Genomic DNA, 14,965 nt, shown 5'->3' with positions numbered 1-14,965 from the left:
TTCTAGAAAAGCACACCCGCCTGCAGAATGCAGTTGGCATATGGTGTGAATTCTCCTGTTCTTATGACTGCCTTTGCTTCTTTTGTCAGCAGCTTAAACTCCTCGTGAGAAAGGTATTCAATCTCTTGTTCAGAGAAAAGATTTTCTAGAAATTTCGCATTCTCCTGATTGGATGCTTTTATGTCAGCTGCAGCAATGACTTTTTCGACCGCCATTTCCTCAGCCAGTACTGCCGCTGTATCTTGGAAAGCCGGAAGGCCCGGCTTCAGTGAAAGATCAATTTTCAAAACGCCGTCGGGAACCGGCAGTCCGGCATCCGCGATGACAATTTTATCAGTGTGGCCAAGGTCTGCTAAAATCTTGGCAAGATGGCTGTTCAGTATACCGTGTTTTTTCATGACAGCAGCTCCTCTACTTCATTTCTTGTCGGCATTCCGCCTTGGGCCCCGAAGGAACAGACAGAAAGGGAAGCGGCACGATTGGCAAACCGCAATGCGGCTTCAATATCTTTTCCCTCAGCCAGGGCCACGGCAAAGGCTGCGTTAAACGTATCACCGGCTCCGGTTGTATCAACGGGCTCTACAGGGAAGGACGGGATGAGCACTTCTTTGCTGCCAGCCGAATAGCGGACGCCTTGTTTTCCTTCCGTAATAAAGAGCTTTGCCGGATAAAGCGCCAAAGCTTCAGAAATGGTAAGCTCAGGGAATAAAATCGAAGCCTCGTGTTCATTCGGCGTCAGATAGGTGGCGTGATCAATTGTTTCCTGCTTGAGCGGGCGGGCCGGTGCCGGGTTTAGCATGATCGGAATATCGTGAGAATGGCAGTATTTGCACACCTCATCAACCGTTTCTTCTGGGATTTCCTGCTGAATCAGCACCATATCGACCTTTTCAATCTGTTCGAGCGCGTTTAACGCATACGCTGGGGTGATGTCATCGTTCGCGCCTTTGACAACGACAATGCTGTTGTCGCCTTCAGCAAGCACAATATGAGCGGTTCCGCTTTCTGTATGTGTAACCGGTTCCATATAGTTAGTGCAAACGCCGTTAGCTTTGAGATTATTCAAAATAGCTGTTCCATAATGATCGTCTCCGACCTTGCCGACCATAAACACTTGAGCCCCAAGTCTGGCTGCGGCAACGGCCTGATTTGCTCCTTTGCCGCCCGGCACAGTCTGAAATGACGTGCCAAGAACCGTTTCACCGGCTTTTGGGCGTTTGTCCGAGGTGACCACTAAATCCATAGAACAGCTACCAATCACACAAATATTACGCATCTTAATCTTCCTTTCTTGTCGTCTTTCTTCCTATATAGGTGACAGGCATTTGAATTGCCGTTTCTGCCAGCGGCTGTTTTTTGATGATACCCAAAAGCAGTTTGGCAGCTTCTCTCCCCATATCATATGCGGGCTGTTTAATTGTAGAAAGTGGCGGGAACAGAAGTCCGCTTTGCGGAATGTCATCATAGCCGATAATTTGAATGTCCTCCGGCACGTTTTTTCCGCGCCGCAATGCTTCATGTAAAACGGCAGCGGCTTGAATATCATTACTCGCGATCACACCATCTGTCGCTGGATAAGCGGCAAACAGCTCCTTCGCCATCGATTGTGCATCTTTAATTGAAAATGAAGCTGTCTCAATGACCTGAAAATCAACTTCAGCCTGCTTTAAGATTTCCAAAGCGCCGTTAAATCGGTCTTGAGCGGTCGGCAGGTGAGCGGGTCCTCTCAAGAGCGTAATGCGCTGGCTTTTTCCGTGAATGATAGCCTGAGCGGCTAACTTTCCTCCTGTATAGCCGTCACTGGACACAGAAGGAGCCCCTTCAAGTGTTCTGTCCAGAAAAACAACTGGATAATTCATGCCGCTGTATTCCTCGAGATCCGGGTAATTTGTTGCGGCAATAATGCCTGCGACATGATTTTGCTTAAAGGTTTGAAGGTATTCAAGTTCTTTTTTCAATTCCTCGTCACTGTTGCCGAAAATAAGGCGATAGCCTTCCCGGTTCAATTCATCCTCCGCACCGCGGGCAAGCTGGGGGAAGAAAGGGTTTGTGATATCCGGGAGCAAAAGTCCGATCAGTCGGGATTCTCTTTTATATAGAGATCTGGCGACTTCATTCGGGTAATAGTTCAGCTTCGCCATCGCCGCTATGACACGCGTTCGCGTTTCTTCGTGTACATAGCCATTCTCATTCAGGACGCGGGAAACCGTCGCAACTGAAACGCCCGCCGCTCCGGCGACATCTTTAATTGTAGCCAAAACAGCTCCTCCTTGTTTATGTAACCGTTTACATAGATAGATTATCATGAACAATCCAAAGTTAGCAATAAAAATATCAAAAGAAATCTACTTGTAAATTGTATATATAATTGAAAAATTTAAGGTTTTCACTCTTTTTTTGACAAAGTCTTCACAAATATGGATGAAGATTTCTTGAACAAATATTAAGTTTTATTAAAATTGTTTCAAAGTCATGCGTTTAGACCTGTAAATGGTGAGAAACAGAAAAGACTATCATCCCAGAAAATGTTTAATTATGTTAGAGAATTCGGACTCGTATGTTTAGCGTTTTCATCTCGAACCTCCTTAGTCATTTTGGAATGGGCCTCATATTGCTTATTCCATGCAGAAAGGATGACATTATGACCTTGTCCTTAAGAAACAGGATAAAACTATTTTGTGTTCATAAGAACCGGAAACACGCATGATAGCAGGAGATGCTTGATAACACAGGCTGAAAAAAAGATTGATTTGAAATGCATATTAAACACAAACACCAGGGTGTGACTATACGTCCAGAAGGATATCAGGGGAAAAATGAAAGCGCATTCTCTTCGATTTTTAAAAAAAGTGATGAGGTATAAGTCCTGCTGTTTTCCAAAAATAGAAAACAGTTTGTAGGTATAAAATCTCTTTCAAAAGAGAAGTTTGGCTTAGTCGATTAGGGAAGATTATGTTACATAATGCCGATTGAGAATTCATAGTGATTCTATATACTGATGAATGAATTTACAACAATATAGAAGGAGATGTCGAAAAGCAATGTGGTTACTCATTATAGCCTGTGCTGTCATACTGGTCATCGGAATATTAGAAAAACGACGACATCAGAAAAACATTGATGCCCTCCCTGTTCGGGTGAATATTAACGGCATCCGCGGAAAATCGACTGTGACAAGGCTGACAACCGGAATATTAATAGAAGCCGGTTACAAGACTGTTGGAAAAACAACAGGAACAGATGCAAGAATGATTTACTGGGACACACCGGAGGAAAAGCCGATTAAACGGAAACCTCAGGGGCCGAATATCGGAGAGCAAAAAGAAGTCATGAGAGAAACAGTAGAAAGAGGGGCTAACGCGATTGTCAGTGAATGCATGGCTGTTAACCCAGATTATCAAATCATCTTTCAGGAAGAACTTCTGCAGGCCAATATCGGCGTCATTGTGAATGTTTTAGAAGACCATATGGATGTCATGGGGCCGACGCTTGATGAAATTGCAGAAGCGTTTACCGCTACAATTCCTTATAATGGCCATCTTGTCATTACAGATAGTGAATATACCGAGTTCTTTAAACAAAAAGCAAAAGAACGAAACACAAAAGTCATCATTGCTGATAACTCAAAAATTACAGATGAGTATTTACGTAAATTTGAATACATGGTATTCCCTGATAACGCTTCTCTGGCGCTGGGTGTAGCTCAAGCACTCGGCATTGATGAAGAAACAGCATTTAAGGGAATGCTGAATGCGCCGCCAGATCCGGGAGCAATGAGAATTCTTCCGCTGATCAGTCCGAGCGAGCCTGGGCACTTTGTTAATGGGTTTGCCGCAAACGACGCTTCTTCTACTTTGAATATATGGAAACGTGTAAAAGAAATCGGTTACCCGACCGATGATCCGATCATCATCATGAACTGCCGCGCAGACCGTGTCGATCGGACACAGCAATTCGCAAATGACGTATTGCCTTATATTGAAGCAAGTGAACTGATCTTAATCGGTGAAACAACAGAACCGATCGTAAAAGCCTACGAAGAAGGCAAAATTCCTGCAGACAAACTGCATGATCTAGAGTATAAGTCAACAGATGAAATTATGGAATTGTTAAAGAAAAGAATGCACAACCGTGTCATATATGGCGTCGGCAATATTCATGGTGCCGCAGAGCCTTTAATTGAAAAAATCCACGAATACAAGGTTAAGCAGCTCGTAAGCTAGGGGGAAATGCAAACATGTTCGGATCAGATTTATACATCGCACTAATTTTAGGTGTACTACTCAGTTTAATTTTTGCGGAAAAAACAGGGATCGTGCCAGCAGGACTTGTTGTACCGGGATATTTAGGACTTGTGTTTAATCAGCCGGTCTTTATTTTACTTGTTTTGCTAGTGAGCTTGCTCACTTATGTTATTGTGAAATACGGTTTATCCAAATTTATGATTTTGTACGGACGCAGAAAATTCGCTGCCATGCTGATAACAGGGATCGTCCTAAAAATCGCGTTTGATTTTCTATACCCGATTGTACCATTTGAAATCGCAGAATTTCGAGGAATCGGCATCATCGTGCCAGGTTTAATTGCCAATACCATTCAGAAACAAGGTTTAACCATTACGTTCGGAAGCACGCTGCTATTGAGCGGAGCGACCTTTGCTATCATGTTTGTTTACTACTTAATTTAATGTAAGGTGTGTCAAACGATGAAAAAAGAACTGAGCTTTCATGAAAAGCTGCTAAAGCTGACAAAACAGCAAAAAAAGAAAACCAATAAGCACGTATTTATTGCCATTCCGATCGTTTTTGTCCTTATGTTCGCTTTCATGTGGGCGGGAAAAGCGGAAACGCCGAAGGTCAAAACGTATTCTGACGACGTACTCTCAGCCTCATTTGTAGGCGATATTATGATGGGACGCTATGTTGAAAAAGTAACGGAGCAAAAAGGGGCAGACAGTATTTTTCAATATGTTGAACCGATCTTTAGAGCCTCGGATTATGTAGCAGGAAACTTTGAAAACCCGGTAACCTATCAAAAGAATTATAAACAAGCAGATAAAGAGATTCATCTGCAGACGAATAAGGAATCAGTGAAAGTCTTGAAGGACATGAATTTCACGGTTCTCAACAGCGCAAACAACCACGCAATGGATTACGGCGTTCAGGGCATGAAAGATACGCTTGGAGAATTTGCGAAGCAAAACCTTGATATCGTTGGAGCGGGATACAGCTTAAGTGATGCGAAAAAGAAAATTTCGTACCAGAAAGTCAACGGGGTAACGATTGCGACGCTTGGCTTTACCGATGTGTCCGGGAAAGGTTTCGCGGCTAAAAAGAATACGCCGGGCGTGCTGCCCGCAGATCCTGAAATCTTCATCCCTATGATTTCAGAAGCGAAAAAACATGCGGACATCGTTGTTGTGCAGTCACACTGGGGCCAAGAGTATGACAATGATCCAAACGACCGCCAGCGACAGCTTGCAAGAGCCATGTCTGATGCGGGAGCTGACATCATCGTCGGCCATCACCCGCACGTCTTAGAACCGATTGAAGTATATAACGGAACCGTCATTTTCTACAGCCTCGGCAACTTTGTCTTTGACCAAGGCTGGACGAGAACAAGAGACAGTGCACTGGTTCAGTATCACCTGAAGAAAAATGGAACAGGACGCTTTGAAGTGACACCGATCGATATCCATGAAGCGACACCTGCACCTGTGAAAAAAGACAGCCTTAAACAGAAAACCATTATTCGCGAACTGACGAAAGACTCTAATTTCGCTTGGAAAGTAGAAGACGGAAAACTGACGTTTGATATTGATCATAGTGACAAACTAAAATCTAAATAAACGGAGTGATAAAGATGAAATTTGTCAAAGCCATCTGGCCGTTTGTTGCCGTAGCCATCGTGTTCATGTTTATGTCAGCTTTTAAATTCAATGATCAGCTGACAGATCAGGAAAAACAGAAGATTGATATGGAAATGAATAAAATCCAACAGCAGGAAGAACCGGTAAACGCCAATAAATAATTCAAAAAAGAGAGTGTCTGAGGAGACACTCTCTTTTTATTTGCCCAGCATATTCATTCTGTAAAAATATTAAAAAGTCTCTTAACATATTCAAAAAAATACCGATGTTAAAACTGCAAAAAGAGGAGGAGATAATAAAAGTGAACACACTGGCAAACTGGAAGAAGTTTTTGCTTGTGGCGGTTATCATTTGTTTTTTGGTTCCAATTATGACAAAAGCGGAGATTGCGGAAGCTGATACATCATCAGAATTGATTGTCAGCGAAGCAAAAAACCTGCTTGGATATCAGTATAAATATGGCGGGGAAACGCCGAAAGAGGGTTTCGATCCATCAGGATTGATACAATATGTGTTCAGTAAGGCTGATATTCATCTGCCGAGATCTGTAAACGACCAGTATAAAATCGGAACAGCTGTAAAGCCGGAAAACCTGAAGCCGGGTGATATTTTGTTTTTCAAGAAAGAGGGAAGCACCGGCACTGTTCCGACACATGACGCCCTTTATATCGGAGACGGCCAAATGGTTCACAGTACACAGTCAAAAGGGGTTATCATCACCAATTACAAAAAAAGCAGCTATTGGAGCGGAACTTATATCGGGGCGAGACGAATCGCTGCCGATCCGGCAACGGCTGATGTTCCTGTCGTTCAGGAGGCCGAAAAATATATCGGTGTCCCATATGTGTTTGGCGGAAGCACGCCGTCAGAGGGCTTTGATTGCTCGGGGCTTGTGCAATATGTGTTTCAACAGGCACTTGGCATTTATCTGCCGCGATCAGCCGAACAGCAGTGGGCAGTGGGCGAGAAGGTAGCCCCTCAGAACATAAAGCCTGGTGATGTCGTCTATTTCAGCAATACGTATAAAACGGGAATTTCACATGCAGGCATTTATGCGGGCGCAGGCAGGTTCATTCAGGCAAGCCGGTCAGAAAAAGTAACCATTTCCTATTTGTCAGAGGATTACTGGAAATCGAAGATGACGGGTATTCGCCGATTTGACAACCTGACAATCCCGAAAGAAAATCCGATTGTTTCCGAAGCGACGCTTTATGTCGGAGAAGTGCCTTACAAACAGGGCGGAGTAACACCTGAGACAGGATTTGATACAGCTGGATTTGTCCAATATGTATACCAGAAAGCAGCTGGCATTTCCCTGCCCCGATACGCAACAAGCCAGTACAATGCCGGAACTAAGATTGAGAAGGCGGACCTGAAGCCGGGAGACATTGTGTTCTTTCAATCAACAAGCTTAAATCCCTCCATCTATATCGGAAACGGACAAGTTGTTCATGTCACATTATCAAACGGCGTGACCATCACCAATATGAACACGAGCACATATTGGAAGGATAAATACGCAGGAAGTATACGGGTGCAATAAAAGAAAAAGACTCCAATTTCTGGAGTCTTTTCTTTATGCATATTGTCCTGAAAGAAGCTGGTCTATAAAGTAGGCCACACCATTTTCGTCATTGCTTTTTGTGACAAAGGTGCTTTTTTCTTTTAATTCATCAATCGCATTTTCCATGGCGATTCGGTGTCCGGCGACTTCAAACATGGACAAATCGTTTGGACTATCGCCGATCGCATAGATATCCTGTGTTTCAATTCCGTATAGGTCAGCCAGCTTTGTTAACGCGCGTCCTTTTCCTGACGAGGCCGGCAGGATTTCGATAATATGTTTTCCTGAAGAGGTTTGCGCCAGTTTTTTATGATGCTTCAGTTCTTCCTTCGCTTGTTTCAGCTTGTCCATATCAAAGGAGAAGCAAAGAAGCTTATAAATGTTTTCACCGCCGTCAAAAACCGATTCGATATGAGGGATTGGTTTAATGCCAAACTGTTTGAATTGTGTCATGGCTCCTTGCCACAATTCATCCGTCTGCTCGTTTGGGTTTGCGCTCTTTAGAATGTCAAGCTCCGCGTGCAGCTTAGCTTCGCCGTCAAAAGGAGAAAGCAGATGGTCATCTGTATATACCTCAAAGTAAATGTTTTTTGAAAGTAAGTAATCAGCAATCGCTTTACCGGCTTCCTGATCCATTAATGTCCGGCTGATCAAACGGTAACCCGTGTCGTGGATCGTACCGCCATTAGCTGCAATGATAGGGATGTCCAAGTCATCCAGCAGCGCTTTTACATCAAATGTCGCTCTTCCCGTGCAAATGGTGACGAGGATGCCGGCATCAACGGCCCGCTTGATCGCCTCTCTGTTTTCCGCAGAAATGACGCTTTCTTTATTCAGTAATGTTCCGTCTAGATCAATCGCAATACATTTCATATGTAGGGGAACCTCCTTAAAAATGAAGCTGCTTCGTGTAGTATGTTCAGCTTGCCTGTGAAACATAATCCATATAAATTAAGGCTAAACGTTACTTTGATAATTTTCAACAAATTGAGCGAAAAAAACGGAATGGCAGTAAACCATTCCGGTAAAATTAGTTGTTTATGTCATTTTTCAGTTCGGTTTTTACTTCTTCTAGCTTATCACTATTTAGTTTCAAATAATAAAGTTTTTTTCGCTCACGAGAGCTGTAGAGATACATGTCAGATCCGGTAAGTTGTTCAGTATCAACTGATTTTAATGAAGCTATAAAAGGAAATAAACCGATTGCATCATTTAACGATAAATTCATCTTTAAATTTTCCCCTAAACTATCAACGATATCATCATATGCTGGTATAGAGCTCAATGATTTCGATTTTTTTATAATGGCATTTAGAACTTCCATCTGTCTTTGGCCGCGTTGAAAATCTGTATCAGCTTTACGTGTCCTTACATAAGCTAGTGCTTCTTCACCGTTTAGTGTTTGAACGCCAGTTTTTAATATAACTTTTCCTTTTGTATCTTTTTTAATTTGATTAACTATTTTTTCACTTTCCACATTTATACTAACTCCATTTAATTCATCCACAACATCTTTAAAAGCGTCAAAATTACTTTCTATTACATAATCTACTGGAATATCTAGAAGGTTTTCAACTGTTTTCGCCGAGAGTTTTACTCCTCCGTATGCATGGGCATGTGTAAATTTATCATATCCATAACCAGGGATGTTAACATAAGAATCTCTCGGTATACTTAACATTGTTGCTGATTTATTTTTTCGATTAAAGGTTACTAAGACATTAGCGTCACTTCGAGCATCGTCAACCGTCTCACCTTTGAAATCTCTTGAATCAATTCCTAGAAGTAATACAGTAAATGAGTCTTTTTTTGGATCAAATTCTTTGATACGTTTAACGGATTGACCATTGTTATTTAGATCAATATGTGCTTGTTTTGACGCATTGTTCAACTTTATATAAGCATACGTACTAATTGAACCAGTCACAATAATTAGAATAGCAAATAAACCAATTGTGAATTTCACCCATTTTTTCAGACGTCTCTTTTTCTTCTTGTGTTGTAATCGTTCCTCCATATCAATACCTCACGTTTCCTTAATATTTGAAGCTTACCATTTTATTTGTTGTAGCAAAACTTAAAAAAGGAATTTTTATAAAAAAATACCTATATGTTAGTATTAGACAAATAAGATTACGGATGTGTAGAACTACCTTTATTAGACGCCGCAGCAGGTAAAATGTTTCGGCGACATTGAAAAAAATACAAGTAAATGATTGGAAAACTTATGATCAGCAAAATAAAAAGGTTTAATGGCCGGAAAAAGAGGCTAAAAGATTTCTAAAAAAATCCCACAGACAATGTCATTGCAGCTGATGGAGAAAGGGAGTCATCTTTATGAAAAAGCAGTCAAATATATGGCTTTATTTTTTCGGAGCTCTTGGAGGCGCGTTATATGGCTATGATACCGGAGTGATTTCCGGAGCTATTTTATTTATGAAAAAGGAGTTAGGCTTAAACGCGTTTACAGAAGGTCTTGTTGTCAGCTCCTTGCTGGTTGGGGCGATATTGGGCTCAGGAGCGGCCGGCAAGCTGACTGACCGTTTCGGAAGAAAAAAAGCAATTATGGCAGCCGCGCTGCTGTTTTGTATAGGCGGTCTTGGTGTGGCACTGGCCCCAAATACAGGAGTCATGGTGCTGTTTCGCATCATTTTGGGACTTGCAGTCGGAACATCGACGACAATCGTGCCCCTTTATTTATCTGAACTGGCGCCAAAACATAAACGCGGGGCGCTGTCATCACTGAATCAGCTGATGATCACGGTCGGCATCCTTCTTTCTTACATTGTCAATTACATATTTGCCGATGCCGAAGCGTGGCGCTGGATGCTTGGATTGGCTGCTGTGCCGTCCTTGCTCTTGCTTATTGGCATTTTGTTTATGCCGGAGAGCCCGCGCTGGCTGTTCACGAATGGCGAAGAAAGCAAAGCGAAGAAAATTCTTGAAAAATTGCGTGGCACAAAAGATATTGATCAGGAAATACATGATATAAAAGAAGCGGAAAAGCAGGATGAAGGCGGCCTGAAGGAGCTGTTCGATCCATGGGTGCGCCCAGCGCTTATTGCAGGTTTGGGACTCGCTTTTTTGCAGCAATTTATCGGAACGAATACGATCATCTACTATGCGCCAAAGACCTTTACAAACGTCGGATTCGGAAACTCCGCTTCGATTTTAGGCACGGTCGGAATCGGCACAGTCAATGTTCTCATGACATTAGTAGCGATTAAAATTATCGACAAGATTGGAAGAAAGCCGTTACTGCTATTCGGGAATGCGGGCATGGTGATCAGCTTGATCGTTCTCGCTTTAGTAAATCTCTTTTTCGATAACACTCCGGCTGCCTCATGGACGACCGTCATTTGTTTAGGCGTGTTTATCGTTGTCTTTGCGGTCAGCTGGGGACCGGTTGTGTGGGTGATGCTTCCTGAATTGTTCCCGCTTCACGTCAGAGGAATCGGGACCGGTGTTTCGACCTTAATGTTGCACGTTGGGACACTGATTGTTTCATTAACCTATCCAATATTAATGGAAGCGATCGGAATCAGTTATTTATTCCTGATTTATGCCGCGATCGGTATCATGGCGTTCTTATTTGTCCGATTTAAAGTGACAGAGACAAAGGGAAAAAGCCTTGAAGAAATTGAGCAGGATTTACGGGACAAAAACGGACAGGGAGGATCGGCCGGAAAACAGCAGACTGTCGGAACATAAAAAAGGGTGCGCGATCATGCGCACCCTTTTGATTGCTTACTTTCCCACCGTGCCAAAGTTAATGATTTTAAAAGAAATATCGTACTTAAAATCAGTCTCAGAAAATATTTCATCCCAATGCCCTTTTACTTTATTCCAGTAGTCAGGGTGTTGAATCCTTATGTGGTCTGATAAAAAGACCGGATCGGTTTTATACTCGTGCTGCAGTTTATCCATTACCTGCTTTACATCTCGTTCAAGCTTTTTTTCAAAAATGTTTTCCAGCCTGTGCAAATAACTTTTGCTAAAGGAGTTTTCATTCGGGTTTTGGTCTTCTGTCAGGATGCCCTTCGTTTTAACAGAAATATGAAAGATAGGCTTTCCGTTTTCAATGATAGGCTTAATTTTGGTTTTCGACTTTTTGATTTCAAACGTAATCGGATGTCCTTTATCTGTCGTCGGCATGACACCGCCTTGGATCGTCCCCATGACCCATGACAGTGTTTGGGTTTCATCAGCTGAAAGAAACCCAACGAGTTTATTGCTGCCCCTTTTGATAATGCCTGCTCCGTCATACTTGGCTTTTCCCTTTTCGTTTTTCACGGCTTGAATAAGATAACTGTACCCGTTCTGAGAGTAGACAGAAGCTCTTCCGATGCGCAGCGGTATCATAATCTTACCGTTATATCCGCTGTGAGTTGTCAAATCAATCAGTTTTTCGGAGGGCATCGGCTGCTGCTGATTGGGGTTTCCTTTTGTGAGAACATCAGCTGCATTCCCTCTGGCTGCCATCAAATAGCTGCTTCGCCGCAGCTCATCATCTCGGATAAAGTGGTTGAGGACTTGGTCTACATTTTGATTCCTCATCAGTTTTTCTCCCAGAAGAATGACTTTTAAATGATCGCTATAAACAGGAGGGTCCTTGATGGATACATCACTGACTGCTTCCAGAATCGTTTTCCCGTGGGACGTCACATTGACAAATTCGGGTTTTCCGGATGCTTGGCTGTCTTCGCTTTGGGGAAGAAGGTTTTGATACGTCAGTTTGTACTGGTGATCATCTGTCTCATCGATCGCCAGCCCTCTGGCGAAGGATAGTTGCTCGATATCTTTGACATCCCAGCACCCGCAGAGGACCAGCAGCATAAAAAACATGACGGAGAATTTTGTTGCTGTTTTCATTGTAGCTGCCCCCTCCCTAATTTTTTCTGTATCCAGCTTAAAAACCAGACGAAGAATGGAATTGTAATCACAATTAAGAAAGCATATCCAAGAAGCGTCCCGTAATAAAACACGTCATTCAAGTCCTTGGGATACATCGTTATGAAAAACGTCGCAGCCAGCATTGCAGTCAGCAGCCATGCATTGTTTTTATTTTTCAGATGAAAGATTTCCGTTAACCCGATATGGGCGCCTTTAAAGGATCCGAGCATACAGGCAAATTGCTGGACTGTCCAGGTCAGCTGTAAGAACAAATCAAATCGTTCAATAAAAATACCCGGAACCTCTAATGCGTGAATAAGGGAAATGGTCGGCCATGTCACCGTTTTTGCCTCAGCCACAGTCATACAGCCAATCACAATGAGCAAAGTAATGCTGTAGAACAATGTGGAAGTCGCGATGCCCAGAGCAACAGCCTTTTTCACTTGCTTTGGATCTCTCATAAAGGGGACCAGGTAAAAAATGATTTCAAATCCGGAGAAATATAATAATGTTTTTGGGAATAAAGAGAAAAAGCTTTGATAGCCTCCTTCAAATACCGGCCGGATAAAATCAAGCTGGAACAAGCGAAAGCTGAACATCAGAAGCATCATAAAAATAATAAGGGTTATAGGAAAAATATAAGCGTATACTTTTGCAATTGAATAAACGCCTCCGCCTACATGATAGATGGCAACTGCAAGAAATATAAACACCACAACTGCCATTGGCGTATTTTTCAACAAAAAGAATCCGACAACCTCTCCCAAAATCCGAGCTTGAAAGCAAACAATCCCAATGAAATATAGACAGATATATAAATTCAATAGAAAGCCGATGAATGTTCCAGCTACAATGCTGTTGAGCTTAAAAAGAGTTTTTCCGCTGTTTTTTTGAAGAAAAGGCAAAAAAAGCAGAGCGATGATAATAAAAATAACGCCCTGGAGCAGTATCATTAGCCATCCGCTCGGACTGCCGGTTTCGGCGGCTGAGCGGGGAAGGGTCAGCACCCCGGCACCAATCAATGTGCTGCTGATCATAATGAGCGTCTGCATAAATGTCAGTTTATGCTCTGATTTCCTCATAGCCATCACCTTTGTCTGATGTTATCTTCGGGATCGTTTCGTGTCGGTCTTCTTTTTAAAAACATCGTGGGAATACGGATGACTGTGTCTTTCAAATCCTGTCCAGGCTGCGCCATGATCGGGATAATGTAATCCTGTCCAAAGCTTTTCAGGCGCATGAGATGGCCGATCACAAACAGATAAACCATTATAGCGCCATACATGCCAAGCGCTGTTGCACTTATCATAACCCCGATCCGAATGATCCGCAGCGGAAAGTTATAGGCGTATGAAGGAACGGTAAAGGATGCCAGTGCTGTGACAGAAACGACAATGACCATAAGCGCACTGACAATTTGCGCCTGAACAGCTGCCTGTCCGATGACAACGCCACCGATAAGGCCAATTGTCTGTCCAATCGGCTTAGGCAGCCTTAATCCGGCTTCTCGTATCAATTCGATCGTAAAGATCATGATAAAGGCCTCTACAAAAGGCGGGAATGGTACGTTAAGCCTGCTGCCTGCAATGGAAATGGCCATTCTAGTCGGCAATAGCCCGGTGTGAAAAGAAACGAGAGAAATATACAGACCGGGCAAATAAATGGTGATCAGGATGCTGGAATAACGAAGAAGGCGTACAAGTGACATTGGGATCCAGCGCTGGCTGTAATCATCGGGCGAATGAATAAATTCGTCAACCGTAGCCGGTACAATCAAAGCAAACGGCGTACCATCCACTAATATGGACACTCGCCCTTCTAATAGAGAACTTTCGACCCGGTCCGGTCGTTCTGTGCTTAATATTGTGGGGAAAATTGAAAATGGTTCGTCTTCAATCAGCTGTTCAAGCGTCCCCGATTCCGGCAAATTATCTATTTTGACTGATTTCAGCCTTTTAAACACTTCTTTGACGACATAAACTGGGGCGATATCCTGAATATAAGCGACAGCGATTTTCTTTTTGGTCCTTTTTCCGAGTGTCATTTCTTTGATGACGAGATTAGGATCACTCGTCCGTTCACGCAAAAGCGCCGTGTTTGTCCGCAGTTTTTCAATAAATCCTATTTTAGGGCCGCGTTCCACGACTTCGGAGGAGGGTTCATCAAGACTGCGTGTTGCGACTGACTTTGTGTCGAAAGCTAATCCTCCGCGATAGCCATCAGCGAGCAAAATGGCTTGCCCTGAAAAAACGAGCTGCTCTATTTCTTTCATTGTAGAAACAACGCTGTGGTGAAAGCCGAAAAAAAAGGCGGATAAGTCTTCAATCGAGCATTCCTTATGGGCCAACGCCTCTTTTTGTAAAGGAGAAATGACGTATTGTGCCAGCATTTTATTCTCTGTCAGACCGTCAATATACAGTAAACACGCCTTTTGTCTGCTATCTCCGAAAGCAAATGTATAAAACATCATATCGTCGTTTTGTCCCAATGTTTTTTTCAGTGTGTCTAAATTGTTCTGGAGATCAGAGTCGATTTGCATAGTTTCTCTCCTTCGTAAACAGTTTGACGGTTTTTATTAATTTGTATCAAAAAAGGAGAATTATTCTTATCGAGGAAAAGGCTGAAACAAAGCTTCTTTT

At 42.8% G+C, this 14,965-nt stretch carries 14 protein-coding genes; 6 read left to right on the top strand and 8 right to left on the bottom strand.

Translation table 11 applies throughout. The features are described from left to right. Positions 1–2 precede the first annotated feature (2 nt). The 3 genes from rbsD to NSQ16_RS18685 are packed head-to-tail and all read right to left on the bottom strand — an operon-like array spanning position 3 to position 2,258. Entirely contained in the window at positions 3–398 is a 396-nt protein-coding gene (gene rbsD / locus NSQ16_RS18695) for a D-ribose pyranase (protein WP_029318753.1), read from the bottom strand. Next, positions 395–1,276, bottom strand: a complete 882-nt coding sequence (gene rbsK, locus NSQ16_RS18690) for a ribokinase (RefSeq protein ID WP_029318754.1) — start codon at positions 1,274–1,276, stop codon at positions 395–397. The genes rbsD and rbsK overlap by 4 nt, the downstream gene beginning before the upstream one ends. Before the next feature lies 1 nt (position 1,277). Further along, entirely contained in the window at positions 1,278–2,258 is a 981-nt protein-coding gene (locus tag NSQ16_RS18685) for a LacI family DNA-binding transcriptional regulator (protein ID WP_029726015.1), read from the bottom strand. 783 nt (positions 2,259–3,041) lie between these two features. On the opposite strand from NSQ16_RS18685, the gene pgsB reads away from it, so the two are divergent. From pgsB to pgdS, 5 genes are all read left to right on the top strand, one after another. Continuing rightward, on the top strand, positions 3,042–4,223 hold the full coding sequence (gene pgsB / locus NSQ16_RS18680; protein WP_003227883.1) for a poly-gamma-glutamate synthase PgsB: 1,182 nt from the start codon (positions 3,042–3,044) through the stop codon (positions 4,221–4,223). A gap of 14 nt (positions 4,224–4,237) precedes the next feature. Next, the gene (gene pgsC / locus NSQ16_RS18675; RefSeq protein WP_003227889.1) at positions 4,238–4,687 is read left to right on the top strand and encodes a poly-gamma-glutamate biosynthesis protein PgsC; all 450 of its coding nucleotides are present in this window, start codon (positions 4,238–4,240) and stop codon (positions 4,685–4,687) included. An 18-nt stretch (positions 4,688–4,705) separates the two neighbouring features. Continuing rightward, positions 4,706–5,848 carry a capsular polyglutamate synthetase PgsA gene (pgsA, locus tag NSQ16_RS18670; protein ID WP_003243306.1) on the top strand — a complete coding sequence of 381 codons (1,143 nt, stop codon included), beginning with the start codon at positions 4,706–4,708 and terminating at the stop codon, positions 5,846–5,848. A 14-nt stretch (positions 5,849–5,862) separates the two neighbouring features. Beyond that, positions 5,863–6,030, top strand: a complete 168-nt coding sequence (gene edmS / locus NSQ16_RS18665; protein WP_003227896.1) for an extrachromosomal elements maintenance protein EdmS — start codon at positions 5,863–5,865, stop codon at positions 6,028–6,030. Between the two features lie 140 nt (positions 6,031–6,170). Next, the gene (gene pgdS, locus NSQ16_RS18660; protein WP_003242751.1) at positions 6,171–7,412 is read left to right on the top strand and encodes a gamma-DL-glutamyl hydrolase; all 1,242 of its coding nucleotides are present in this window, start codon (positions 6,171–6,173) and stop codon (positions 7,410–7,412) included. A 33-nt stretch (positions 7,413–7,445) separates the two neighbouring features. On the opposite strand, the gene ywtE is transcribed toward pgdS, so the two are convergent. Continuing rightward, positions 7,446–8,306: a 5-amino-6-(5-phospho-D-ribitylamino)uracil phosphatase YwtE gene (ywtE, locus tag NSQ16_RS18655; protein ID WP_015384822.1), complete on the bottom strand. Its 861-nt coding sequence runs from the start codon at positions 8,304–8,306 to the stop codon at positions 7,446–7,448. A 157-nt stretch (positions 8,307–8,463) separates the two neighbouring features. Beyond that, entirely contained in the window at positions 8,464–9,450 is a 987-nt protein-coding gene (locus NSQ16_RS18650) for an LCP family protein (protein WP_230488605.1), read from the bottom strand. A 320-nt stretch (positions 9,451–9,770) separates the two neighbouring features. Here NSQ16_RS18650 and NSQ16_RS18645 point away from each other — a divergent pair, with 320 nt between their 5' ends. Further along, positions 9,771–11,144: a sugar porter family MFS transporter gene (locus NSQ16_RS18645; protein WP_015251080.1), complete on the top strand. Its 1,374-nt coding sequence runs from the start codon at positions 9,771–9,773 to the stop codon at positions 11,142–11,144. Positions 11,145–11,180: 36 nt separating this feature from the next. Here NSQ16_RS18645 and gerBC read toward each other — a convergent pair whose 3' ends face one another. Genes gerBC through gerBA form a run of 3 tightly spaced genes read right to left on the bottom strand, consistent with a single transcriptional unit; the run spans position 11,181 to position 14,865 of the window. Continuing rightward, positions 11,181–12,305 carry a spore germination protein GerBC gene (gerBC, locus tag NSQ16_RS18640; RefSeq protein WP_225722123.1) on the bottom strand — a complete coding sequence of 375 codons (1,125 nt, stop codon included), beginning with the start codon at positions 12,303–12,305 and terminating at the stop codon, positions 11,181–11,183. Continuing rightward, positions 12,302–13,408, bottom strand: a complete 1,107-nt coding sequence (gerBB, locus tag NSQ16_RS18635; protein ID WP_032722630.1) for a spore germination protein GerBB — start codon at positions 13,406–13,408, stop codon at positions 12,302–12,304. Before gerBB ends, gerBC begins: the two co-directional genes overlap by 4 nt. A gap of 5 nt (positions 13,409–13,413) precedes the next feature. Beyond that, entirely contained in the window at positions 13,414–14,865 is a 1,452-nt protein-coding gene (gene gerBA, locus NSQ16_RS18630) for a spore germination protein GerBA (RefSeq protein ID WP_032722629.1), read from the bottom strand. Positions 14,866–14,965 lie beyond the last annotated feature (100 nt).

It is taken from the genome of Bacillus sp. PS108 (assembly GCF_037963335.1).
GTDB lineage: Bacteria > Bacillota > Bacilli > Bacillales > Bacillaceae > Bacillus > Bacillus subtilis.
Note: the sequence above shows the minus strand (reverse complement) of the source record. Positions and strands in the feature narration are given on the sequence as shown.

What these genes read in the sequence shown, in the direction of transcription:
- NSQ16_RS18645 (WP_015251080.1), top strand. Translation starts at nt 9,771, where the DNA reads ATGAAAAAGCAGTCAAATATATGGCTTTATTTTTTCGGAGCTCTTGGA.
- gerBA (WP_032722629.1), bottom strand. Translation starts at nt 14,865, where the DNA reads ATGCAAATCGACTCTGATCTCCAGAACAATTTAGACACACTGAAAAAA.
- pgsA (WP_003243306.1), top strand. Translation starts at nt 4,706, where the DNA reads ATGAAAAAAGAACTGAGCTTTCATGAAAAGCTGCTAAAGCTGACAAAA.
- rbsD (WP_029318753.1), bottom strand. Translation starts at nt 398, where the DNA reads ATGAAAAAACACGGTATACTGAACAGCCATCTTGCCAAGATTTTAGCA.
- pgsB (WP_003227883.1), top strand. Translation starts at nt 3,042, where the DNA reads ATGTGGTTACTCATTATAGCCTGTGCTGTCATACTGGTCATCGGAATA.
- edmS (WP_003227896.1), top strand. Translation starts at nt 5,863, where the DNA reads ATGAAATTTGTCAAAGCCATCTGGCCGTTTGTTGCCGTAGCCATCGTG.
- NSQ16_RS18650 (WP_230488605.1), bottom strand. Translation starts at nt 9,450, where the DNA reads ATGGAGGAACGATTACAACACAAGAAGAAAAAGAGACGTCTGAAAAAA.
- rbsK (WP_029318754.1), bottom strand. Translation starts at nt 1,276, where the DNA reads ATGCGTAATATTTGTGTGATTGGTAGCTGTTCTATGGATTTAGTGGTC.
- gerBC (WP_225722123.1), bottom strand. Translation starts at nt 12,305, where the DNA reads ATGAAAACAGCAACAAAATTCTCCGTCATGTTTTTTATGCTGCTGGTC.
- gerBB (WP_032722630.1), bottom strand. Translation starts at nt 13,408, where the DNA reads ATGAGGAAATCAGAGCATAAACTGACATTTATGCAGACGCTCATTATG.
- pgsC (WP_003227889.1), top strand. Translation starts at nt 4,238, where the DNA reads ATGTTCGGATCAGATTTATACATCGCACTAATTTTAGGTGTACTACTC.
- ywtE (WP_015384822.1), bottom strand. Translation starts at nt 8,306, where the DNA reads ATGAAATGTATTGCGATTGATCTAGACGGAACATTACTGAATAAAGAA.